Origin of the sequence: Streptomyces caelestis, from assembly GCF_001279005.1 — a bacterium.
Lineage (GTDB): Bacteria > Actinomycetota > Actinomycetes > Streptomycetales > Streptomycetaceae > Streptomyces > Streptomyces heliomycini.
Window position 1 is genome coordinate 185,681 of the sequence record NZ_LGCN01000085.1, and the last position, 17,093, is coordinate 202,773.

A 17,093-nucleotide genomic window follows, 5' to 3' on the forward strand; every position below is an offset into this window, starting at 1 on the left:
ACGTACATCCCACCCTCTCTCTCTTGCCCTGTGCCGGGCAACCTGCCCCGGCCGACAGCCGCCGTCGAATCGGCCGTCGGCGCGAATGGCGGGGTCCCGTCCCGGCCCCTCGGCCGGGACGGGACCCCCGGGTCACAGCGTCTTGCCCGTCGCCGGACCCACCTGCAGGCCGTCCCCGGAGCGGTCCACGCGGACCGTGTCGCCGTCCTTGATCTCGCCGGCCAGGATCTCCTTGGCGAGGCGGTCGCCGATGGCGGTCTGGACGAGGCGGCGCAGCGGGCGGGCGCCGTAGGCGGGGTCCAGGCCCTCCTCGGCGAGCCACTCCAGCGCCTCGGGGGTGACGTCCAGGGCGAGGCGGCGCTCGGCGAGGCGTCGGGAGAGGGACTCCAGCTGGAGCTTCGCGATGCGCGCCAGTTCGGGCTTGGTCAGCGCGGAGAAGACGACCAGGTCGTCGAGGCGGTTGAGGAACTCGGGCTTGAAGGAGGCGCGGACCACCTCCAGGACCTGCTCCCGCTTCTCCGTCTCGGTGGTGAGCGGGTCGACCAGGTACTGGCTGCCCAGGTTGGACGTCAGCACCAGGATGGTGTTGCGGAAGTCGACGGTGCGGCCCTGGCCGTCGGTGAGGCGGCCGTCGTCGAGCACCTGGAGCAGGATGTCGAAGACCTCGGGGTGCGCCTTCTCGACCTCGTCGAGGAGGACGACGCTGTAGGGGCGGCGGCGGACGGCCTCGGTGAGCTGGCCGCCCTCCTCGTAGCCGACGTAGCCGGGCGGGGCGCCGACGAGGCGGGCCACGCTGTGCTTCTCGCCGTACTCGGACATGTCGATGCGGACCATCGCCCGCTCGTCGTCGAAGAGGAAGTCGGCGAGGGCCTTCGCCAGCTCGGTCTTGCCGACGCCCGTCGGGCCGAGGAAGAGGAAGGAGCCGGTGGGGCGGTCGGGGTCGGCGATGCCGGCCCGGGAGCGCCGTACGGCGTCGGAGACGGCGCGCACGGCCTCGGTCTGGCCGATGAGGCGCCTGCCGATCTCGTCCTCCATGCGGAGCAGTTTCTGGGTCTCGCCCTCCATCAGGCGGCCGGCCGGGATGCCGGTCCAGGAGGCGACGACGTCGGCGATGTCGTCGGCGCCGACCTCCTCCTTGACCATGGTGTCCCTGGCGACCTCTTCCTCGGCCTCGGAGGCGGCCTCCAGGTCGCGTTCGAGCGTGGGGATCTCGCCGTAGAGCAGTTTGGAGGCGGTGTCGAAGTCGCCGTCCCGCTGGGCGCGTTCGGCTTGGCCGCGCAGTTCGTCGAGCTTCTCCTTCAGTGCGCCGACCCGGTTGAGGGACTGCTTCTCCTTCTCCCAGCGGGCGTTGAGGCCGCGCAGTTCCTCCTCCTTGTCGGCGAGGTCGCGGCGCAGGCGCTCCAGGCGTTCGAGGGAGGCGGCGTCGGTCTCCTTGCCGAGGGCGAGTTCCTCCATCTTCAACCGGTCGACGGCGCGCTGGAGTTCGTCGATCTCGACGGGCGAGGAGTCGATCTCCATGCGGAGGCGGCTGGCGGCCTCGTCGACGAGGTCGATGGCCTTGTCGGGGAGGAAGCGGGAGGTGATGTAGCGGTCGGAGAGGGTGGCGGCGGCGACGAGGGCGCTGTCGGCGATCTGGACCTTGTGGTGGGCCTCGTAGCGGCCCTTGAGGCCGCGGAGGATGGCGATGGAGTCCTCGACGGTCGGTTCGGCGACGAGGGTCTGCTGGAAGCGGCGTTCGAGGGCCGGGTCCTTCTCGATGCGTTCGCGGTACTCGTCGAGGGTGGTGGCGCCGACCATGCGGAGTTCGCCGCGGGCGAGCATGGGCTTGAGCATGTTGCCGGCGTCCATCGCGGAGTCGCCGCCGGCGCCGGCGCCGACGACGGTGTGGAGTTCGTCGATGAAGGTGATGATCTGGCCGTCGGAGTCCTTGATCTCGGCGAGGACGGTCTTGAGGCGTTCCTCGAACTCGCCGCGGTACTTGGCGCCGGCGACCATGGCGCCGAGGTCGAGGGCGACCAGCCGCTTGTTCTTCAGCGACTCGGGGACGTCGCCCTTGACGATGCGCTGGGCGAGGCCCTCCACGACGGCGGTCTTGCCGACGCCGGGCTCGCCGATCAGCACCGGGTTGTTCTTGGTGCGGCGGGAGAGGACCTGCACCACGCGCCGGATCTCCTGGTCGCGCCCGATGACGGGGTCGAGCCTGCCCTCGCGGGCGGCGGCGGTGAGGTCGGTGCCGAACTTCTCCAGGGCCTTGTACTGGCCCTCGGGGTCGGCGGTGGTCACCCGGCGGGCTCCGCGCGCCTTCTGGAAGGCGTCCTGCAGCTTCCCGGCGGTGGCGCCCTGCTGCGACAGCACCTCGCCGGCGGCTCCGCCCTTGGCGGCGATGCCGATGAGGAGGTGTTCGGTGGAGAGGTACTCGTCGCCGAGGTCGCGGGCGCGGGACTGGGCGTCCGCGATGACGGCGAGCAGTTCACGGTTGGGCTGGGGCGGCGCCACGGTGGACCCGGTGACGCTCGGCAGGCCGGCGAGGACGCGCTCGGCCCCGGAGCGTACGGCGGCCTGGTCGGCGTCGACCGCCGCGAGCAGGTCCGTGATGTTCTCGTTCTCCTGCCCGGCGAGCAGGGAGAGCAGCAGATGGGCGGGGGTGAGGTCGGGGTGTCCCTCGGTCACGGCCCGGTTGCCGGCGGTCTGGATCGCTTCCCGGCTCCGGTTGGTCAGCTCGGCGTCCACGTATCCGTTCTCCTCCTTGCGGTGACCCGTCAGCGGCCTTCACGGCTGACTCGGTCAACGTACACAAACTTGAGTCTATTCCACTCAAGGTGGCGGACGGGAGTGCGACAGGGGCTAAGTTCCGGTCCATGACCACCACGTACTCGGTAGATCCGGGCGATCCGGACGCCTCGTATCTCGGCTTCTGGCGCGAGAAGCACCTGTGCACGCTGACCACCCTCCGTCCGGACGGCACCCCGCACCTGGTACCCGTCGGGGTGACATACGACCCCGAGGCGCGGATCGCCCGGGTGATCACCAGCGGGACGAGCGCGAAGGCGCGCCATGTGCGGGCGGCGGGGGCGCGGGGCGCGGCCGTCGCGGTCTGCCAGGTGGACGGCCGGCGGTGGGCCACGCTGGAGGGGCGGGCCGTGGTCCGCGCGGACCGGGAGAGCGTCGCGGAGGCGGAGCGGCGGTACGCGGAGCGCTACGGGCGGACGCCGCGGCCGAACCCGTCCCGGGTGGTCATCGAGATCGCGCTCACGCGCGCGATGGGACGCGGGTGAGGCGGGCCGCGCGGTCCGGGCGCCGAACGGCGGCTTCCGGCCATCACGCGGCCGGTCCGATACCCGGACATGTCCGGGAAAACTGCAGCGGCGTCACCGTGTTCAGGTCACGGTGACGCCGCTGCGGGGGGAAGCACCTGCGCGATCTTTTACGACGGGGGAATCGCGTCAGGCACTGCGGGGGGTGGCCGAGATGGTCCGCGGGGCGGGGGAGTCGGACTCCACCTGCCGATGGTCCCGCTGGTCCAGGTTCACAAAGATCATTCCGTACCGGATGGCACACCGCACGGGCTGCGGCGCCCCCCTGGGCCGCCGCAGGCACCGGTACGCCCGTACGTCCCCGTCCTCGTCGCGGGTGACGACGACCGGTTCACCGAAGACGGTCACCATCAACGAGTCACCGCTGTGGGGGATGGCGGTGACCAGGTCGATGAAGTGCCATCCGGACCGGTAGGCGGTCGCCATCTCCCTGCGGAAGGAGCGGTCGTCGGGTGGAGTAGCCATGTCAAGCCCACACGCTGTCAGCCGTCTGCGCGGGGCCGGCGGCCCACACGCTGTCGGCAACCGGTGCGTCCTGCGCGACGATCGGCGGCCACACGCTGTCCGCCCGGACGTCTTCCTTCGCCTCGGAGAGGCCGCCCGCTATTCCGAAGGCCACACCGACGGAGAAGGCGGCGACAAGCACCGAGCGAAGCATTTTCTTACCCATAGTCGGCTTCGTCCTCACTTGAAGGTCCCCTCTGTCCCCCGTCGAGTACGACGATGGCTCATTCGGGCACATCATGGCCACACGATCGGTGCATCATGTTCCTGCATGTTCAGGACCCTGTGGGGTGGAGATTTGGGAAAAAAACCGACCAAGACGGCACATCCTCACGCCGTGACTGAGCTGTGCGAGGAGGGGGGGCGACTGTACGCGAATGCTCTGCGCGCGGGACGTATCGCCCGCGCCGACGTGGCACCCGCGCCCTGCTTGATGGACTTCGCCCTCCTTCACCCGGATCCCGACGATGCGCAGTGGTTGCGTCCCGTGCTCCCCTCGATCGCGCTGGCCCAGCGATTGAGCCCCATAGAGCGGGAAATCACCGAGCGCAGGCGCCTGTCGATAGAACTCGCCGACACTTTCGAGCCGTTCATGTCCCTGAGTACCCAGGAGATCGCCCCCACCCACGCGATCACGGTGCTCGAGGGCAACGACCGCATCAACAGCGCGCTGGACCTGGCCACCGCACAGTGCCGCACGGAGATGCTCACCGTCCAGCCCAGCGGGCACCGGCCCGAACGCAGTCTGCTCCAGGGGTTCGAGCGCGACCGGCTGCTCATCGAACGCGGCGTGCGCATCCGCACCCTCTACCAGCACACCGCGCGGTTCAACCCCGAGCGCCTCTCCTACGTCGAGCAGTTCGCCAAGGGCAGGGCGGAGTACCGCACCATCGACGAGCTGGTGGAACGCCTCATCATCTGCGACGAGACGGTCGCCTTCATCCCCGTGCGCGACGACCGCCAGGTCGCCCTGGAGCTGCGGCACACCGGCCTCGTCCGTTACCTGAGCAAGGTCTTCGAGTTCATGTGGAGCCGCGCGGTCCCGCTGACCGCCGGCACCCCCTACGAGACCGCGCCCGACGGCATACCGCAGATCCAGCACTCCATCGCCAAGCTCCTGGTGGAGGGCCACGTGGACGAGGCCATCGCCCGCCGCCTCGGCATGAACGTACGGACCTGCCGGGCCCACATCGCCAAGCTCGCCGCCACCCTCGGCAGCGGCAGCCGGGCCCAACTCGGCTATCTCATCGCGGAGTCCGGGATCCTCAACCAGAAGGGAACACCGGAGTGACCCCGCCGGCGCGGGCGGGCCGCCTCACCGGGCGGTCCGGGGCCCCCGGCCGGGCAGGGGGACGGCGGGACGCCGGAAGCCGTCCAGCCCGGCCTGGGCGATGCGGACGCCCAGCTGCGTGCGGCTGACCGCGCCCAGCGTCTCCGACAGACGGGCGATGTGCGCCCGGCAGGTCCGCACGCTGATGCCCAGCCGTTCCGCGATCACCGCGTCCTGGTGGCCCTCCGCGAGCAGGGACGCGATGGACTGCTCCCGGTGCGAGATGCCCTCGATGCCGGTCTCGGGCAGCGGGGCGGTCAGCGGGATGGCGAGCCGCCACAGCCGGTCGAAGACCGTGCCCAGGTACTCCACCAGCGCCGGGTGGCGCAGCTCCAGCGCCATGGTGCGCTCGGCGTTGGCGGGGATGAAGGCGACCGTGCGGTCGAAGAGGATCAGCCGGTCGATCACCTCGTCCAGCGTGCGCGCCTCCACCGCGTCGCCCATCAGCTCCAGATAGCTGAGCAGCCCGTGCCCGTGCCGGGCGACGTGCGTGTACAGGTCCCGCATGCGCACGCCCCGGCCGCGCAGCGCCGTAGCCCGGTGCAGGCCCTCCGACAGCTCCGCCTCGCGCCGGATGCCGCCCGGCTGGACGGTGAGCACCTCGGTGGTGCACGCCTGTGTCGCCTCGTCCATCGCGGCCTGGATGCGGGCCAGCCCGTCCAGCACCCGGATCGCCGGGCCCTCCGACGCGGACCGTGACGCGGGCACCTGGCGGCCCAGACCGGCGTACCACTCGAAGGCCTCGACGGCCGAGCCGACGCGGCGCTGGCTCGCGCTCACCTCGTCGTACATCCCGCGCAGCAGCCGGGTCATGACCTCTTGCGGGGAGGTGGGGACGAGCCAGTCCATGTCGTCGGGGTCGGGGTGCAGCAGGGCCAGTTCCAGCAGGCAGGGCACCGGCTCCGCGTCCCGGCGCGGCAGCCGTCCGCGCCGTACGGCCCGGGAATACACGCGATCCCCGGCCTCGCACAGTCGGTCAGCACCGTGTGGATGCCCGTCCGTCCCGTGCCCGGCCATCGCCCATCCCACCCCCGGTTCAGCCACTTTCCGAAGCGCAACTATGCGCGGCCGGAACCGGCTGTGCAACACGGGTGGGCCCGCCCGCCGGCCGGGGGACCGGCGGGTGGCCGGATATCGACGGGGCGGCTACTTCAGCTTGGCCGCCTCGCACGCCGCCGCGAACTCGGCGGTGCAGATGTCCGAGACCTCGTAGATCCCGTCGGCGATCACGGTGTCCTCGATGTTGTCCTTCGTCAGCGCGACCACGGGCACGAGCTGCGCCGGGATGTTCTTGTCGGTGGGGCTGTTCACCCGCTCGCGGGTCAGCGCGTCGAACTGGATGTCCTTGCCCTGGACCCTCGCCACGGCCATCTCGGCGGCGCTCTCGGCCTCGTCCGGGTAGGACTTGTACACGCTCATGTACTGCTCGCCGACGAGGATCCGCTGCACCGCCGCGAGTTCGGCGTCCTGGCCGGTGATCGGGGGCAGGTCGGTGACGCCGGCGGCCTTCAGCGCCTTGACGATGCCGCCCGCCATGCCGTCGTTGGCGGAGTAGACCGCCTTGATGTCGTCCGCGCCGATCGCGTTGATCGCCTCGGCCATGTTGGCCTGGGCGTTCTCCGGCTTCCAGTCCTTGGTGTCGTAGGACTTGGCGATCGTCACCTTGCTCTTGAGCTCGGAGAGCGCGCTCGCCTTGAACTGCTTGGCGTTGGGGTCGGTCGGCGAACCGTTCATCATCACGATCTTGTCGGTGACGGCGGGTTCCCCGAGCGACTCCAGCAGGGTACGGCCCTGCACCTCGCCGACCAGGCCGTTGTCGAAGGAGATGTACGCGTCGATCGGGCCCTCGGCGAGACGGTCGTAGGCGATGACGGGGATGCCCGCGTCCTTGGCCTTCTGCACGCTGTCCGCGATGGCGTGCGCGTCGACCGCGTCCAGCACGATGACGTCGACCTTGTCGTCGATCATCTGCTGCATCTGGCTCGCCTGCTTGTCGGCGTCCGCCTCGGCGTTGGCGTACTCGACGGTGCCCTTCTTGTTGGTGAGCGACTCCACCTTCGTCTTGAAGATGGGGTAGTCGAACTGCTCGTACCGGGTGTTGGCCTTCTCCGGGAGCAGCAGACCGACGGTGACGTCGTCGCCCTTGCCCGGGCTCGCGTCGTCGCCGCTCCCCGTCGCGTTGAGCACGCCGCATCCGGCGAGCATGACGGACATGGAGGTGGCGGCCACGGATATGGCGATACGACGCATGCGGAGGCTCACTTCAGGTGCGTTTCGGACGTGGGCACGGCTTTGCGGCCCATGTGACTGAAAAGCCAACCTTCAGCCCCCACCGGCGTCAAGGTCGGCCGCTTAACGAGATGGACACGGCACGGTGTGTGCCGAACTCGTGAGAGACCCGCGGACGTCCGGCGAGGATCATCTGGACACGCAGCTACACGATAGTCACACACATGTCCGCGCATAAGCCGGGAGGCCCGGAGGTCCACTCGACCTCCGGGCCTCCCGGCACCGCACACCCGCGCCTCAGTCCTGCTGCTGCCGCCTGGGCCGCCACACCACCAGCGCGCTGGTCTGCTGCACCTCCTGGTACGGCACCAGGTCACGGCGGTACGAGGCGTGCACCGCGGCCTCGCGCTGCCGCATCGCCGCGGCCGCCCCGTCGAGGGCGCCCTCCAGTTCGGCCACACGGGCCTGGAGGGCGGCGACCTGGTTCTCCAGTTCGATGATGCGCTTGATTCCGGCCAGGTTGATGCCCTCGTCCTGCGACAGCTGCTGCACCTGACGGAGCAGTTCGATGTCACGGGCCGAGTAACGGCGGCCCCGGCCGGCCGTGCGGTCCGGCGACACGAGACCCAGCCGGTCGTACTGACGCAGTGTCTGCGGGTGCAGACCGGAGAGCTGGGCCGCCACCGAAATGACGTAGACCGGGGTGTCCTGGGTCAGTTCATACGGATTGCGTCGACGGCCGTCCATGCAGATCAAGCTCCCTTCGCGGCCTGGAACAGCTCCGCCCGCGGATCGTCGTCCGCGGTCGCCTCGCGATACGCCTCGAGCGCGTCACGAGCCTTCCCCGACACGTCCTTGGGAACACTCACCTCCACGGTGACCAGCAGATCACCGCGGCTGCCGTCCTTGCGGACCGCGCCCTTGCCCCGGGCCCGCATGGTGCGTCCGTTGGGCGTGCCCGGCGGCAGCTTCAGCGTGACCGGCGGACCGCCCAGTGTCGGGACCCGGACCTCGCCGCCGAGGGCGGCCTCGGCGAACGTCACCGGAACCGTGACGGTGAGGTTGTCGTCCTTGCGGCCGAACACCGGGTGGGCGCCGACGTGCACGACGACGTACAGGTCGCCGGCGGGACCGCCGCGCTCGCCCGGCGCGCCCTTGCCGCGCAGCCGGATCCGCTGACCGTCGCTGACGCCCGCGGGGATGCGCACCTGCATGGTCCGCGAGGACTTGGCCCGGCCGCTGCCCTTGCAGATCTCGCAGGGCTCCTCCGCGATCAGGCCGCGGCCCTTGCAGTCGGGGCAGGGATCGGTGAGCGAGAAGCCGCCGCCGGAGCCCCGCGCCACCTGGCCGGTGCCGACGCAGGTCGGGCACACGCGCGGTGTGCCGTTCTTGTCGCCGGTGCCCGAACAGGCCTTGCAGGGCGCCTGCGACGACATCCGCAGCGGGACCGTCGCCCCCTCGATCGCCTCGGTGAAGCTGAGCGTCACCTCGGACTCGATGTCCTGGCCGCGCCGCGGCTGGGTACGCGTGGTCCCCGCGCCGCCGCGGTTGAACAGGCCCCCGAAGACGTCACCCAGGCCGCCGCCGAAGCCGCCCGCCTGCTGGCCGCCGGCCTGACCCCCGAAGAGGTCGCCCAGGTCGAAGTTGAAGGAGCCGCCGCCCGCGCCCGGCCCCGGGCGGAAGCCGCCGTTGCCGAAGAGCGCGCGCGCCTCGTCGTACTCCTTGCGCTTCTTGGGGTCGCCGAGGACGTCGTTCGCCTCGGAGATCTCCTTGAACCGCTCCTCCGCCTTGGCGTTGCCCTTGTTGGCGTCCGGGTGGAACTCGCGGGCGAGCTTCCGGTACGCCTTCTTGATCTCGGCCTCGGTGGCGTCCTTGGGGACGCCGAGGACCTTGTAGAAGTCCTTCTCGATGAAGTCCTTGGTGCTCATCCCCGACGTCCCTCCTTCCCTGCGTCCGTTCCCGCGTCAGCCCTCGTCCGGGCCACCGCTCTCCTTGTTCTCCGAGTCGTCCTGCGCCTCGGTGCCCTCCTCGGCCGGCTTGACCGTCTGCGCGCCGGGCTGCGGCTCGGCGACGGCCACCCGCGCGGGGCGGATGGTGCGCTCGCCGATGCGGTACCCCGGCTGCAGGATCGCCACGCACGTCGTCTCGGTGACGTCCGGCGCGTAGCTGTGCATCAGCGCCTCGTGGATCGTCGGGTCGAAGGGCTCGCCCTCCTTGCCGAACTGCTGGAGGCCCAGCTTGGCCACGGTGGTCTCCAGCGACTCGCCGACGGACTTGAAGCCGCCGACCAGCTCGCCGTGTTCCCGCGCGCGGCCGATGTCGTCGAGCACGGGGAGCAGCTCGCTCAGGAGGTTCGCCACGGCGACCTCCTTCACCGCGATCCGGTCGCGCTCGACCCGGCGCCGGTAGTTCTGGAACTCGGCCTGGAGGCGCTGGAGGTCCGCCGTGCGCTCGTTGAGCGCCGTGCGCGCCTGGTCCAGCTGGGCCACCAGGGCCGCTTCCTGGCCCGTGTCCCCGGCCGGGGCCGCCGCCTCCTCCTCGGAGGGCTGGGCGGCGGCCTTCGGCTCGGCTTCCTCGGAGGGGACGTCGGGCTGCTGCGACTGCTCGTCGAAGCCCGGGGTCTCCTCGGTCACGCCGCACCGTCCTTGCGGTCCTCGTCGACGATCTCCGCGTCGACGACGTCGTCGTCGGCCTTGGCCTCACCGGCGCCGGCGGACGCGCCGCCGGCCGCCTGGGCGCCCTGGGCGTCGGCGTACATGGCCTGGCCCAGCTTCTGGGAGACGGCCGCGACCTTCTCCGTGGCGGTGCGGATCTCGGCGGAGTCGTCGCCCTTGAGCTTCTCCTTCAGCTCGGCGACGGCGGTCTCGACCTCGGTCTTGACGTCACCGGGGACCTTGTCCGCGTTGTCGCTGAGGAACTTCTCCGTCTGGTAGACGAGCTGCTCGCCCTGGTTGCGGGACTCGGCGGCCTCGCGGCGGGCGTGGTCCTCCTCCGCGTACTTCTCGGCCTCCTGGCGCATCCGGTCGACCTCGTCCTTCGGCAGCGAGGAGCCGCCGGTGACGGTCATCTTCTGCTCCTTGCCCGTGCCCAGGTCCTTCGCGGTCACGTGCATGATGCCGTTGGCGTCGATGTCGAAGGAGACCTCGATCTGCGGGACGCCGCGCGGCGCCGGGGGCAGACCGGTCAGCTCGAACATGCCGAGCTTCTTGTTGTACGCCGCGATCTCGCGCTCGCCCTGGTAGACCTGGATCTGCACGGACGGCTGGTTGTCCTCGGCCGTGGTGAAGATCTCGGAGCGCTTCGTCGGGATCGTGGTGTTGCGCTCGATCAGCTTGGTCATGATGCCGCCCTTGGTCTCGATGCCGAGGGACAGCGGGGTGACGTCGAGCAGCAGGACGTCCTTGACCTCGCCCTTGAGGACACCGGCCTGGAGCGCGGCGCCGATCGAGACGACCTCGTCCGGGTTCACGCCCTTGTTGGCCTCCTTGCCGCCGGTCAGCTCCTTGACGAGCTCGGCGACGGCGGGCATGCGGGTGGAACCGCCGACGAGGACCACGTGGTCGATCTCGGACAGCTGGATGCCGGCGTCCTTGACGACGTTGTGGAACGGCGTCTTGCAGCGCTCGAGCAGGTCCGCGGTCAGCTGCTGGAACTGGGCGCGGGTCAGCTTCTCGTCGAGGTGCAGGGGGCCCTCGGCGGAGGCGGTGATGTAGGGGAGGTTGATCGTGGTCTCGGTGGACGAGGACAGCTCGATCTTCGCCTTCTCGGCGGCCTCGCGCAGACGCTGCAGCGCCATCTTGTCCTTGGCCAGGTCCACGCCGTGCCCGGACTGGAACTGCTTGACCAGGTAGTCGACGACGCGCTGGTCCCAGTCGTCACCACCGAGGTTGTTGTCACCGTTGGTGGCCTTCACCTCGACGACGCCGTCGCCGATCTCCAGCAGCGAGACGTCGAACGTGCCGCCACCGAGGTCGAAGACCAGGATGACCTGCTCGTCCTTGTCGAGGCCGTACGCCAGGGCGGCGGCCGTCGGCTCGTTGACGATGCGCAGCACGTTCAGGCCGGCGATCTCGCCGGCCTCCTTGGTGGCCTGGCGCTCGGCGTCGTTGAAGTACGCCGGGACGGTGATGACCGCGTCCGTGACCTTCTCGCCCAGGTACGCCTCGGCGTCGCGCTTCAGCTTCTGCAGCACGAAGGCGCTGATCTGCTGCGGGTTGAAGTCCTTGCCGTCCAGGTTGATCTTCCAGTCGGTGCCCATGTGGCGCTTGACCGACCGGATGGTCCTGTCGACGTTGGTGACCGCCTGACGCTTGGCCACCTCGCCGACCAGCACCTCACCGTTCTTGGCGAAGGCGACGACGGACGGCGTGGTCCTGGCGCCCTCGGCGTTGGTGATGACGGTGGGCTCGCCGCCCTCCAGAACGCTGACGACGGAGTTAGTCGTGCCCAGGTCGATGCCGACCGCACGTGCCATTTCGATTCCTCCAGCTGACTTGAGTGGAACAGACTCAAGCATGCATGACACCCGGCGTGGGGTCAACAGAGCTGAGTCGAGCAGACTCAACTCTTATCCGTTCCTTACGCGCAACCGCTCTGTGACCTGCGGCGATGCCTCGGCGGATCGTTGGCGAGGGCGGAAAACAGGAGTGACGGGAAGACGGACGAGCGCGAGGACGACCACCGCGGCCACCGCCGCCACCCACACCACCGCACCCCCGGACATCCGCCCGGTGTGGACGGCCACCCCCACGAGCACCCCGCCCAGCGCTCCGCCGCCGAGCAGCACGGCCACCGCGCGGGGGGCGAGTCCGAGCCGCCGCAGCCGGTGCCCGAGGTGGTCCGGCCGGCCGCGGGTCAGCGGCCATCGGGAGAGCCGTCGCGCGAGGACCACCAGCACGGCGTCGGCGCACGCCACGGCCGTCAGGGCGAACAACACCCCGGCGCCGGCGCCCATTCCCTGTCCGGCCCGCACGAACACCGCCGCCGAGGCCACCACGAACCCCGCGAACAGCGAGCCGCCCGACCCGAGGCCGGCCCGTGCGGGATGCCAGTTGTGCAGCAGGAACCCGGCGAGCGCGGCGGCCAGCACGCCCGCCAGCACCGCGATCCCGTCCATCAGCTCGGCCGCCGCGCAGGCCGCCACCCCGAACGCGGTCACCGTCCCGACGGTGCCGGCCAGCCCGTCCGCGTGGTCGAGCCCCCGGAAAGCGGTGGTGACCGCCACGATCCACCCCACGGCGAGCACCCCCCGCACCACCCCGGTCTCCGCGTACGGCACGACGAGCGCCGCCGCCACGGCCGTACCGGTGAGCGGGATCCACCACCGCAGCCGCCACACGTCGGCGGCCAGCCCGAGGACGGCGAGCCAGACCCCGGCGGCCAGCAGCCGCCCGATCCCGGTGCCGAGCGGGGCGAGCCCCGTCCGGTCGCCGAGCCCCGCCACCATCCCGGTCGCGAGCACGACGGCCGTTCCCCCGGACAGCGGCACCGCCAGACGGCGTCTGCGGTCCAGGATTCCCAGGCGCAGGGCGGGGACCCGCAGCACCTCCGTGAGCAGGACGGAGAGCAGCAGGGCGGTGGCGGTGGCGGCGATCCCGTAGAGCACGGATATAAGTTAGGGGTGTATGGACCGATTTAGCGCGAATAACACGATCCGATCCCGGACGCCATCCGGGAGCCCCCGAGGGCGCCTCCGTAGGCGACCCTGAGCGATTCAGATCACCCCGCGCCCGGCTACAGTGCGACCGGAGATGGGGGTAATCTCGAACGGACTGCATAAGTTACCGCTTAGTAATTTCGGGGAAGCCGTAGTGGAGCCCCCGTCCCAGTCCCGAAGATCCCTCGTCAAACCCCTCGCAGGCCCGAGGAGCCCCCATGCAACTCGCCGCGATCATCGTGTCGCTGGTCCTGACCGTGGTCGGCGTCGCGCTGCTCGCACGCGCGATCGGCCAGTTCGTCCGGTACTTCAAGCTGGGCCAGCCGGTCCCGGCCGGCGCCCGGACCGACAATCCCTACCAGCGCAGTGTGACCCTGGTGCGGGAGTTCCTCGGCCACACCCGCATGAACCGGTGGGGCGTCGTCGGCATCGCCCACTGGTTCGTCGCCGTCGGCTTCCTGACGCTGCCGCCGACCATCGTCACCGCCTACGGCCAGCTCTTCGAGGCCGACTGGGTGCTGCCGGTGCTGGGCGGCTTCCTGCCCTACGAGCTGTACATCGAGTTCATCAGCGCGATGACGACCCTCGGCATCCTCGTGCTGATCGTCATCCGGCTGCTGAGCCTGCCCTCGCGGCCGGGCCGCAAGTCGCGGTTCACGGGCTCGAAGATGGGCCAGGCGTACTTCGTCGAGTACGTCATCCTCACCATCGGCCTGGCGATCTACGTGCTGCGCGGCCTGGAGGGCGCACTGCACCACGTGGACCACTACGAGGCCGCCTACTTCGCCTCGTACCCGCTGGTCCTGGCCTTCAAGGGCCTGTCCGTCGCGACGCTGCAGAACCTGGTCTACCTGTTCGCGATGATCAAGCTGGGCACGACCATGATCTGGATGATCACGGTCAGCCTGAACACCAACATGGGTGTGGCCTGGCACCGCTTCCTCGCCTTCCCCAACATCTGGTTCAAGCGCGAGGCCACCGGCGGGACCGCCCTGGGCGCGCTCCAGCCGATGACGTCCGGCGGCAAGGCGATCGACTTCACCGACCCCGGTGACGACGACGTCTTCGGCGTCTCCCAGGTCGAGCAGTTCTCCTGGAAGGGCCTGCTGGACTTCTCCACCTGCACCGAGTGCGGCCGCTGCCAGTCGCAGTGCCCCGCCTGGAACACCGGCAAGCCGCTCTCCCCCAAGCTGCTGATCATGTCCCTGCGCGACCACGCGCACGCCAAGGCCCCCTACCTGCTGGCCGGCGGCGGCAGGACGGCGGAGGGCGAGGAGAAGGCGTCCGAGGAGCAGCTGGCGGGCGTGCCCGCGGCGGCCCTCGCGGAGGCCGAGCGCCCGCTGATCGGCACCGCGGAAGAGAACGGCGTCATCGACCCGGACGTCCTGTGGTCCTGCACCACCTGCGGCGCCTGCGTCGAGCAGTGCCCCGTCGACATCGAGCACGTCGACCACATCGTCGACATGCGCCGCTACCAGGTGATGATCGAGTCCGCGTTCCCGTCCGAGGCGGGCACGATGCTCAAGAACCTGGAGAAGAAGGGCAACCCCTGGGGCCTGGCCAAGAAGCAGCGCCTGGAGTGGACCAAGGAGGTCGACTTCGAGGTCCCGGTCGTCGGCAAGGACATCGAGGACCTCTCCGAGGTCGAGTACCTGTACTGGGTCGGCTGCGCCGGCGCCCTGGAGGACCGCGCGAAGAAGACCACCAAGGCCTTCGCCGAGCTGCTGCACATCGCGGGCGTCAAGTTCGCGATCATGGGCGGCGACGAGAAGTGCACCGGTGACTCCGCCCGCCGCCTGGGCAACGAGCCGCTGTTCCAGGAGCTCGGCATGGAGAACGTCATGTCGTTGAACGCGGCGTTCGGCGAGGAGATGGACGACGACGGCAAGGTGACCGACGAGTCCCGCAAGCCCAAGTCGGCGAAGAAGATCGTCGCCACCTGCCCGCACTGCCTCAACACCCTCGGCAACGAGTACCCGCAGCTCGGCGGCGACTACGAGGTCATCCACCACACCCAGCTGCTCCAGCACCTGGTGGACGAGGGCAAGCTGATCCCGGTCACCCCGGTCGAGGGCCTCATCACCTACCACGACCCGTGCTACCTGGGCCGCCACAACAAGATCTACACGCCCCCGCGCGAGATCATCGGCAAGGTCCCGGGCCTGCGCAACGAGGAGATGCACCGCCACAAGGAGCGCGGCTTCTGCTGCGGCGCCGGCGGCGCCCGGATGTGGATGGAGGAGCGGATCGGCAAGCGCATCAACAACGAGCGCGTCGACGAGGCCCTCTCCCTCAACCCGGACATCGTGTCCACGGCCTGCCCGTTCTGCCTGGTCATGCTGACCGACTCGGTCAACGGCAAGAAGAACGACGGGGCGGCCAAGGAGTCCATCCAGGTCGTCGACGTCGCCCAGCTGCTGCTGGAGTCCGTCAAGACCCCGGCCGACCCGGCGGGCGAGGAGGAGAGCGAGAGCACTCCCGAGCCGGAGCCGGTGAAGTAACGCGACACCCCGTCGAAGGGGCCGCCCGGAAGGGCGGCCCCTTCGACGTGTCCACGCGCACCCCCACCGCTTCGGTCCGGCCCGCGCGGGCAGGAGGAGAGGGCAGGGCCGTGGGGAGTCCGGTACGGCGGCTGACGCCGGGCTTGCGGTGGGCCGCCGTCGGAGGGGTCCCCATCGTGCGCCGGGCGAGATGCGGCGAGACGGCCGTCTCCGTGTTCGTCCACCCCCCGGCCGCGAGGCCGGCGATGCGGCGTTCACCGCCGGTGAGCGCGGCGGAACCGGTGCGCGGGGCGCCGGCCCACCGGGCGCCGTCCCCGCCCAGCGGCTCCTCGGCGACGGCGCGCCCACCACCTCGCGCGGCGGCTCCCGGGCACGGGAGCGCCCCCGGCCGGTGGGTCTCCGTCCTCCGTAGGACCGAACCGCCACGACGCCCTCCGCGGGACGGACGCCCCGGCTGACGACCCCTTAGGGGATGTCACAGCTCGGCCGCAAAGCCGGGCCCGAACGCCGGGGCCCGGTACGCCACCGCCCGGGACCAGGTACGTTCGATGACGTGGCTGGATTCAGGATCGGACGCGGCCGGAACAACAACGGCGCTCCTCACGCGCGACCGCAACACCCCCCGCACGGGCAGCAGACGCCGCAGGGGCCGTCGTACGGCTCCCCGCAGGCGCCGCGGCCCTACCCGCAGCAGCCGTCGTACGGCGGTGGCGGCGCCGGCCCCTGGCCGCACGCGAACCGCGGCCCGGGCGGGCCCGGAGGCCACGGCGGCCCCGGGGGCCCCGGGGGCCACGGCGAGCCGGAGTACTTCGGCGACGGCGCGCACCCGCACGGCGCCCAGGGCGCCCCGCACGACCCGTACGCCGCCAACAACCCGGGCCACACCCAGGCCTTCTCGATCAACGAGGACCCCTACCAGCAGGGCGACGCCTACCGCGCCGGCGCGGCCCCGCCGGCCGGTCCGGTCGGCCCCCGCCTGGGCTGGAAGGACCTGCTCAAGGGCATCGTCCTGTCCCCCGCCCCGACGTTCCTGCGGATGCGCGACTACACGATGTGGGGCCCCGCCCTCATCGTCTCCTTCCTCTACGGCCTGCTCGCCGTCTTCGGCTTCGACACCGCGCGCGAGGACGCGATCAACGCCACGCTGTCGAACGCCGTCCCGATCGTCCTGACGACGGCCGTCGCGATGGTGCTCAGCGCCTTCATCCTCGGCGTGGTCACCCACACCCTGGCCCGCCAGCTCGGCGGCGACGGCGCCTGGCAGCCCACGGTCGGCCTCTCCATGCTGATCATGTCCCTCACGGACGCGCCCCGCCTGGTCTTCGCCATGTTCGCCGGCGGCGACGCGGCCTTCGTCCAGCTCCTCGGCTGGGCCACCTGGGTGGCGGCCGGCGCCCTCCTCACGATCATGGTCAGCCGCTCCCACGACCTCCCCTGGCCGAAGGCCCTGGGCGCCTCGGCGATCCAGCTGGCCGCCCTGCTGTCGATCGTGAAGCTGGGCACGTTCTGACCCCGCCCGCGACACGGAAGGGGGCTCCCGACCGGGAGCCCCCTTCTGC

The 17,093-nt window shown here is 70.7% G+C and carries 14 protein-coding genes; 4 read left to right on the plus strand and 10 right to left on the minus strand.

Annotated features, from left to right (window positions below):
- Positions 1-132: 132 nt before the first annotated feature.
- Complete coding sequence (clpB, locus tag ADK41_RS09080) at positions 133-2,730, minus strand: ATP-dependent chaperone ClpB (protein ID WP_030827694.1); 2,598 nt, start codon at positions 2,728-2,730, stop codon at positions 133-135.
- A 128-nt stretch (positions 2,731-2,858) separates the two neighbouring features.
- Between clpB and ADK41_RS09085 the strand changes: the two genes are divergently transcribed.
- Entirely contained in the window at positions 2,859-3,275 is a 417-nt protein-coding gene (locus ADK41_RS09085) for a pyridoxamine 5'-phosphate oxidase family protein (RefSeq protein WP_030827691.1), read from the plus strand.
- A 168-nt stretch (positions 3,276-3,443) separates the two neighbouring features.
- On the opposite strand, the gene ADK41_RS09090 is transcribed toward ADK41_RS09085, so the two are convergent.
- Positions 3,444-3,779 carry a hypothetical protein gene (locus tag ADK41_RS09090; RefSeq protein ID WP_030827688.1) on the minus strand — a complete coding sequence of 112 codons (336 nt, stop codon included), beginning with the start codon at positions 3,777-3,779 and terminating at the stop codon, positions 3,444-3,446.
- A 1-nt stretch (position 3,780) separates the two neighbouring features.
- A complete protein-coding gene (locus ADK41_RS09095) occupies positions 3,781-3,960 on the minus strand; it encodes a hypothetical protein (RefSeq protein ID WP_234318823.1) in 180 nt (59 codons plus the stop codon).
- Between the two features lie 129 nt (positions 3,961-4,089).
- On the opposite strand from ADK41_RS09095, the gene ADK41_RS09100 reads away from it, so the two are divergent.
- Positions 4,090-5,109, plus strand: coding sequence for a helix-turn-helix transcriptional regulator (locus ADK41_RS09100; protein ID WP_078661974.1), 1,020 nt, complete (start codon positions 4,090-4,092; stop codon positions 5,107-5,109).
- Between the two features lie 24 nt (positions 5,110-5,133).
- Here the strand turns inward: ADK41_RS09100 and ADK41_RS09105 are convergent, their stop codons facing one another.
- The 7 genes from ADK41_RS09105 to ADK41_RS09135 all read right to left on the minus strand — a co-directional run bounded on the left by ADK41_RS09105 (position 5,134) and on the right by ADK41_RS09135 (position 12,982).
- Positions 5,134-6,165, minus strand: coding sequence for a helix-turn-helix transcriptional regulator (locus tag ADK41_RS09105; RefSeq protein ID WP_030827682.1), 1,032 nt, complete (start codon positions 6,163-6,165; stop codon positions 5,134-5,136).
- 129 nt (positions 6,166-6,294) lie between these two features.
- Positions 6,295-7,398 (minus strand): sugar ABC transporter substrate-binding protein, encoded by a 1,104-nt coding sequence (locus tag ADK41_RS09110; protein WP_037804388.1) that lies wholly within the window; start codon positions 7,396-7,398, stop codon positions 6,295-6,297.
- 276 nt (positions 7,399-7,674) lie between these two features.
- Positions 7,675-8,124, minus strand: a complete 450-nt coding sequence (locus ADK41_RS09115; protein ID WP_030827675.1) for a heat shock protein transcriptional repressor HspR — start codon at positions 8,122-8,124, stop codon at positions 7,675-7,677.
- Between the two features lie 5 nt (positions 8,125-8,129).
- On the minus strand, positions 8,130-9,305 hold the full coding sequence (gene dnaJ, locus ADK41_RS09120) for a molecular chaperone DnaJ (RefSeq protein WP_030827672.1): 1,176 nt from the start codon (positions 9,303-9,305) through the stop codon (positions 8,130-8,132).
- Positions 9,306-9,341: 36 nt separating this feature from the next.
- Complete coding sequence (gene grpE / locus ADK41_RS09125; protein WP_030827669.1) at positions 9,342-10,010, minus strand: nucleotide exchange factor GrpE; 669 nt, start codon at positions 10,008-10,010, stop codon at positions 9,342-9,344.
- Positions 10,007-11,851: a molecular chaperone DnaK gene (dnaK, locus tag ADK41_RS09130; RefSeq protein ID WP_030827666.1), complete on the minus strand. Its 1,845-nt coding sequence runs from the start codon at positions 11,849-11,851 to the stop codon at positions 10,007-10,009. Before dnaK ends, grpE begins: the two co-directional genes overlap by 4 nt.
- 93 nt (positions 11,852-11,944) lie before the next feature.
- Positions 11,945-12,982 (minus strand): MraY family glycosyltransferase, encoded by a 1,038-nt coding sequence (locus ADK41_RS09135; protein ID WP_030827663.1) that lies wholly within the window; start codon positions 12,980-12,982, stop codon positions 11,945-11,947.
- A 269-nt stretch (positions 12,983-13,251) separates the two neighbouring features.
- Here ADK41_RS09135 and ADK41_RS09140 point away from each other — a divergent pair, with 269 nt between their 5' ends.
- The gene (locus tag ADK41_RS09140; protein ID WP_030827659.1) at positions 13,252-15,534 is read left to right on the plus strand and encodes a (Fe-S)-binding protein; all 2,283 of its coding nucleotides are present in this window, start codon (positions 13,252-13,254) and stop codon (positions 15,532-15,534) included.
- 472 nt (positions 15,535-16,006) lie between these two features.
- On the plus strand, positions 16,007-17,044 hold the full coding sequence (locus ADK41_RS09145) for a Yip1 family protein (RefSeq protein WP_037804386.1): 1,038 nt from the start codon (positions 16,007-16,009) through the stop codon (positions 17,042-17,044).
- The last annotated feature ends 49 nt before the right edge of the window (positions 17,045-17,093 follow it).

Coding starts and splice junctions, on each gene's coding strand:
- ADK41_RS09140 (WP_030827659.1), top strand. CDS start 13,252: ATGCAACTCGCCGCGATCATCGTGTCGCTGGTCCTGACCGTGGTCGGC.
- ADK41_RS09110 (WP_037804388.1), bottom strand. CDS start 7,398: ATGCGTCGTATCGCCATATCCGTGGCCGCCACCTCCATGTCCGTCATG.
- ADK41_RS09090 (WP_030827688.1), bottom strand. CDS start 3,779: ATGGCTACTCCACCCGACGACCGCTCCTTCCGCAGGGAGATGGCGACC.
- dnaK (WP_030827666.1), bottom strand. CDS start 11,851: ATGGCACGTGCGGTCGGCATCGACCTGGGCACGACTAACTCCGTCGTC.
- ADK41_RS09145 (WP_037804386.1), top strand. CDS start 16,007: ATGTCACAGCTCGGCCGCAAAGCCGGGCCCGAACGCCGGGGCCCGGTA.
- ADK41_RS09085 (WP_030827691.1), top strand. CDS start 2,859: ATGACCACCACGTACTCGGTAGATCCGGGCGATCCGGACGCCTCGTAT.
- ADK41_RS09105 (WP_030827682.1), bottom strand. CDS start 6,165: ATGGCCGGGCACGGGACGGACGGGCATCCACACGGTGCTGACCGACTG.
- dnaJ (WP_030827672.1), bottom strand. CDS start 9,305: ATGAGCACCAAGGACTTCATCGAGAAGGACTTCTACAAGGTCCTCGGC.
- ADK41_RS09100 (WP_078661974.1), top strand. CDS start 4,090: ATGTTCAGGACCCTGTGGGGTGGAGATTTGGGAAAAAAACCGACCAAG.
- ADK41_RS09115 (WP_030827675.1), bottom strand. CDS start 8,124: ATGGACGGCCGTCGACGCAATCCGTATGAACTGACCCAGGACACCCCG.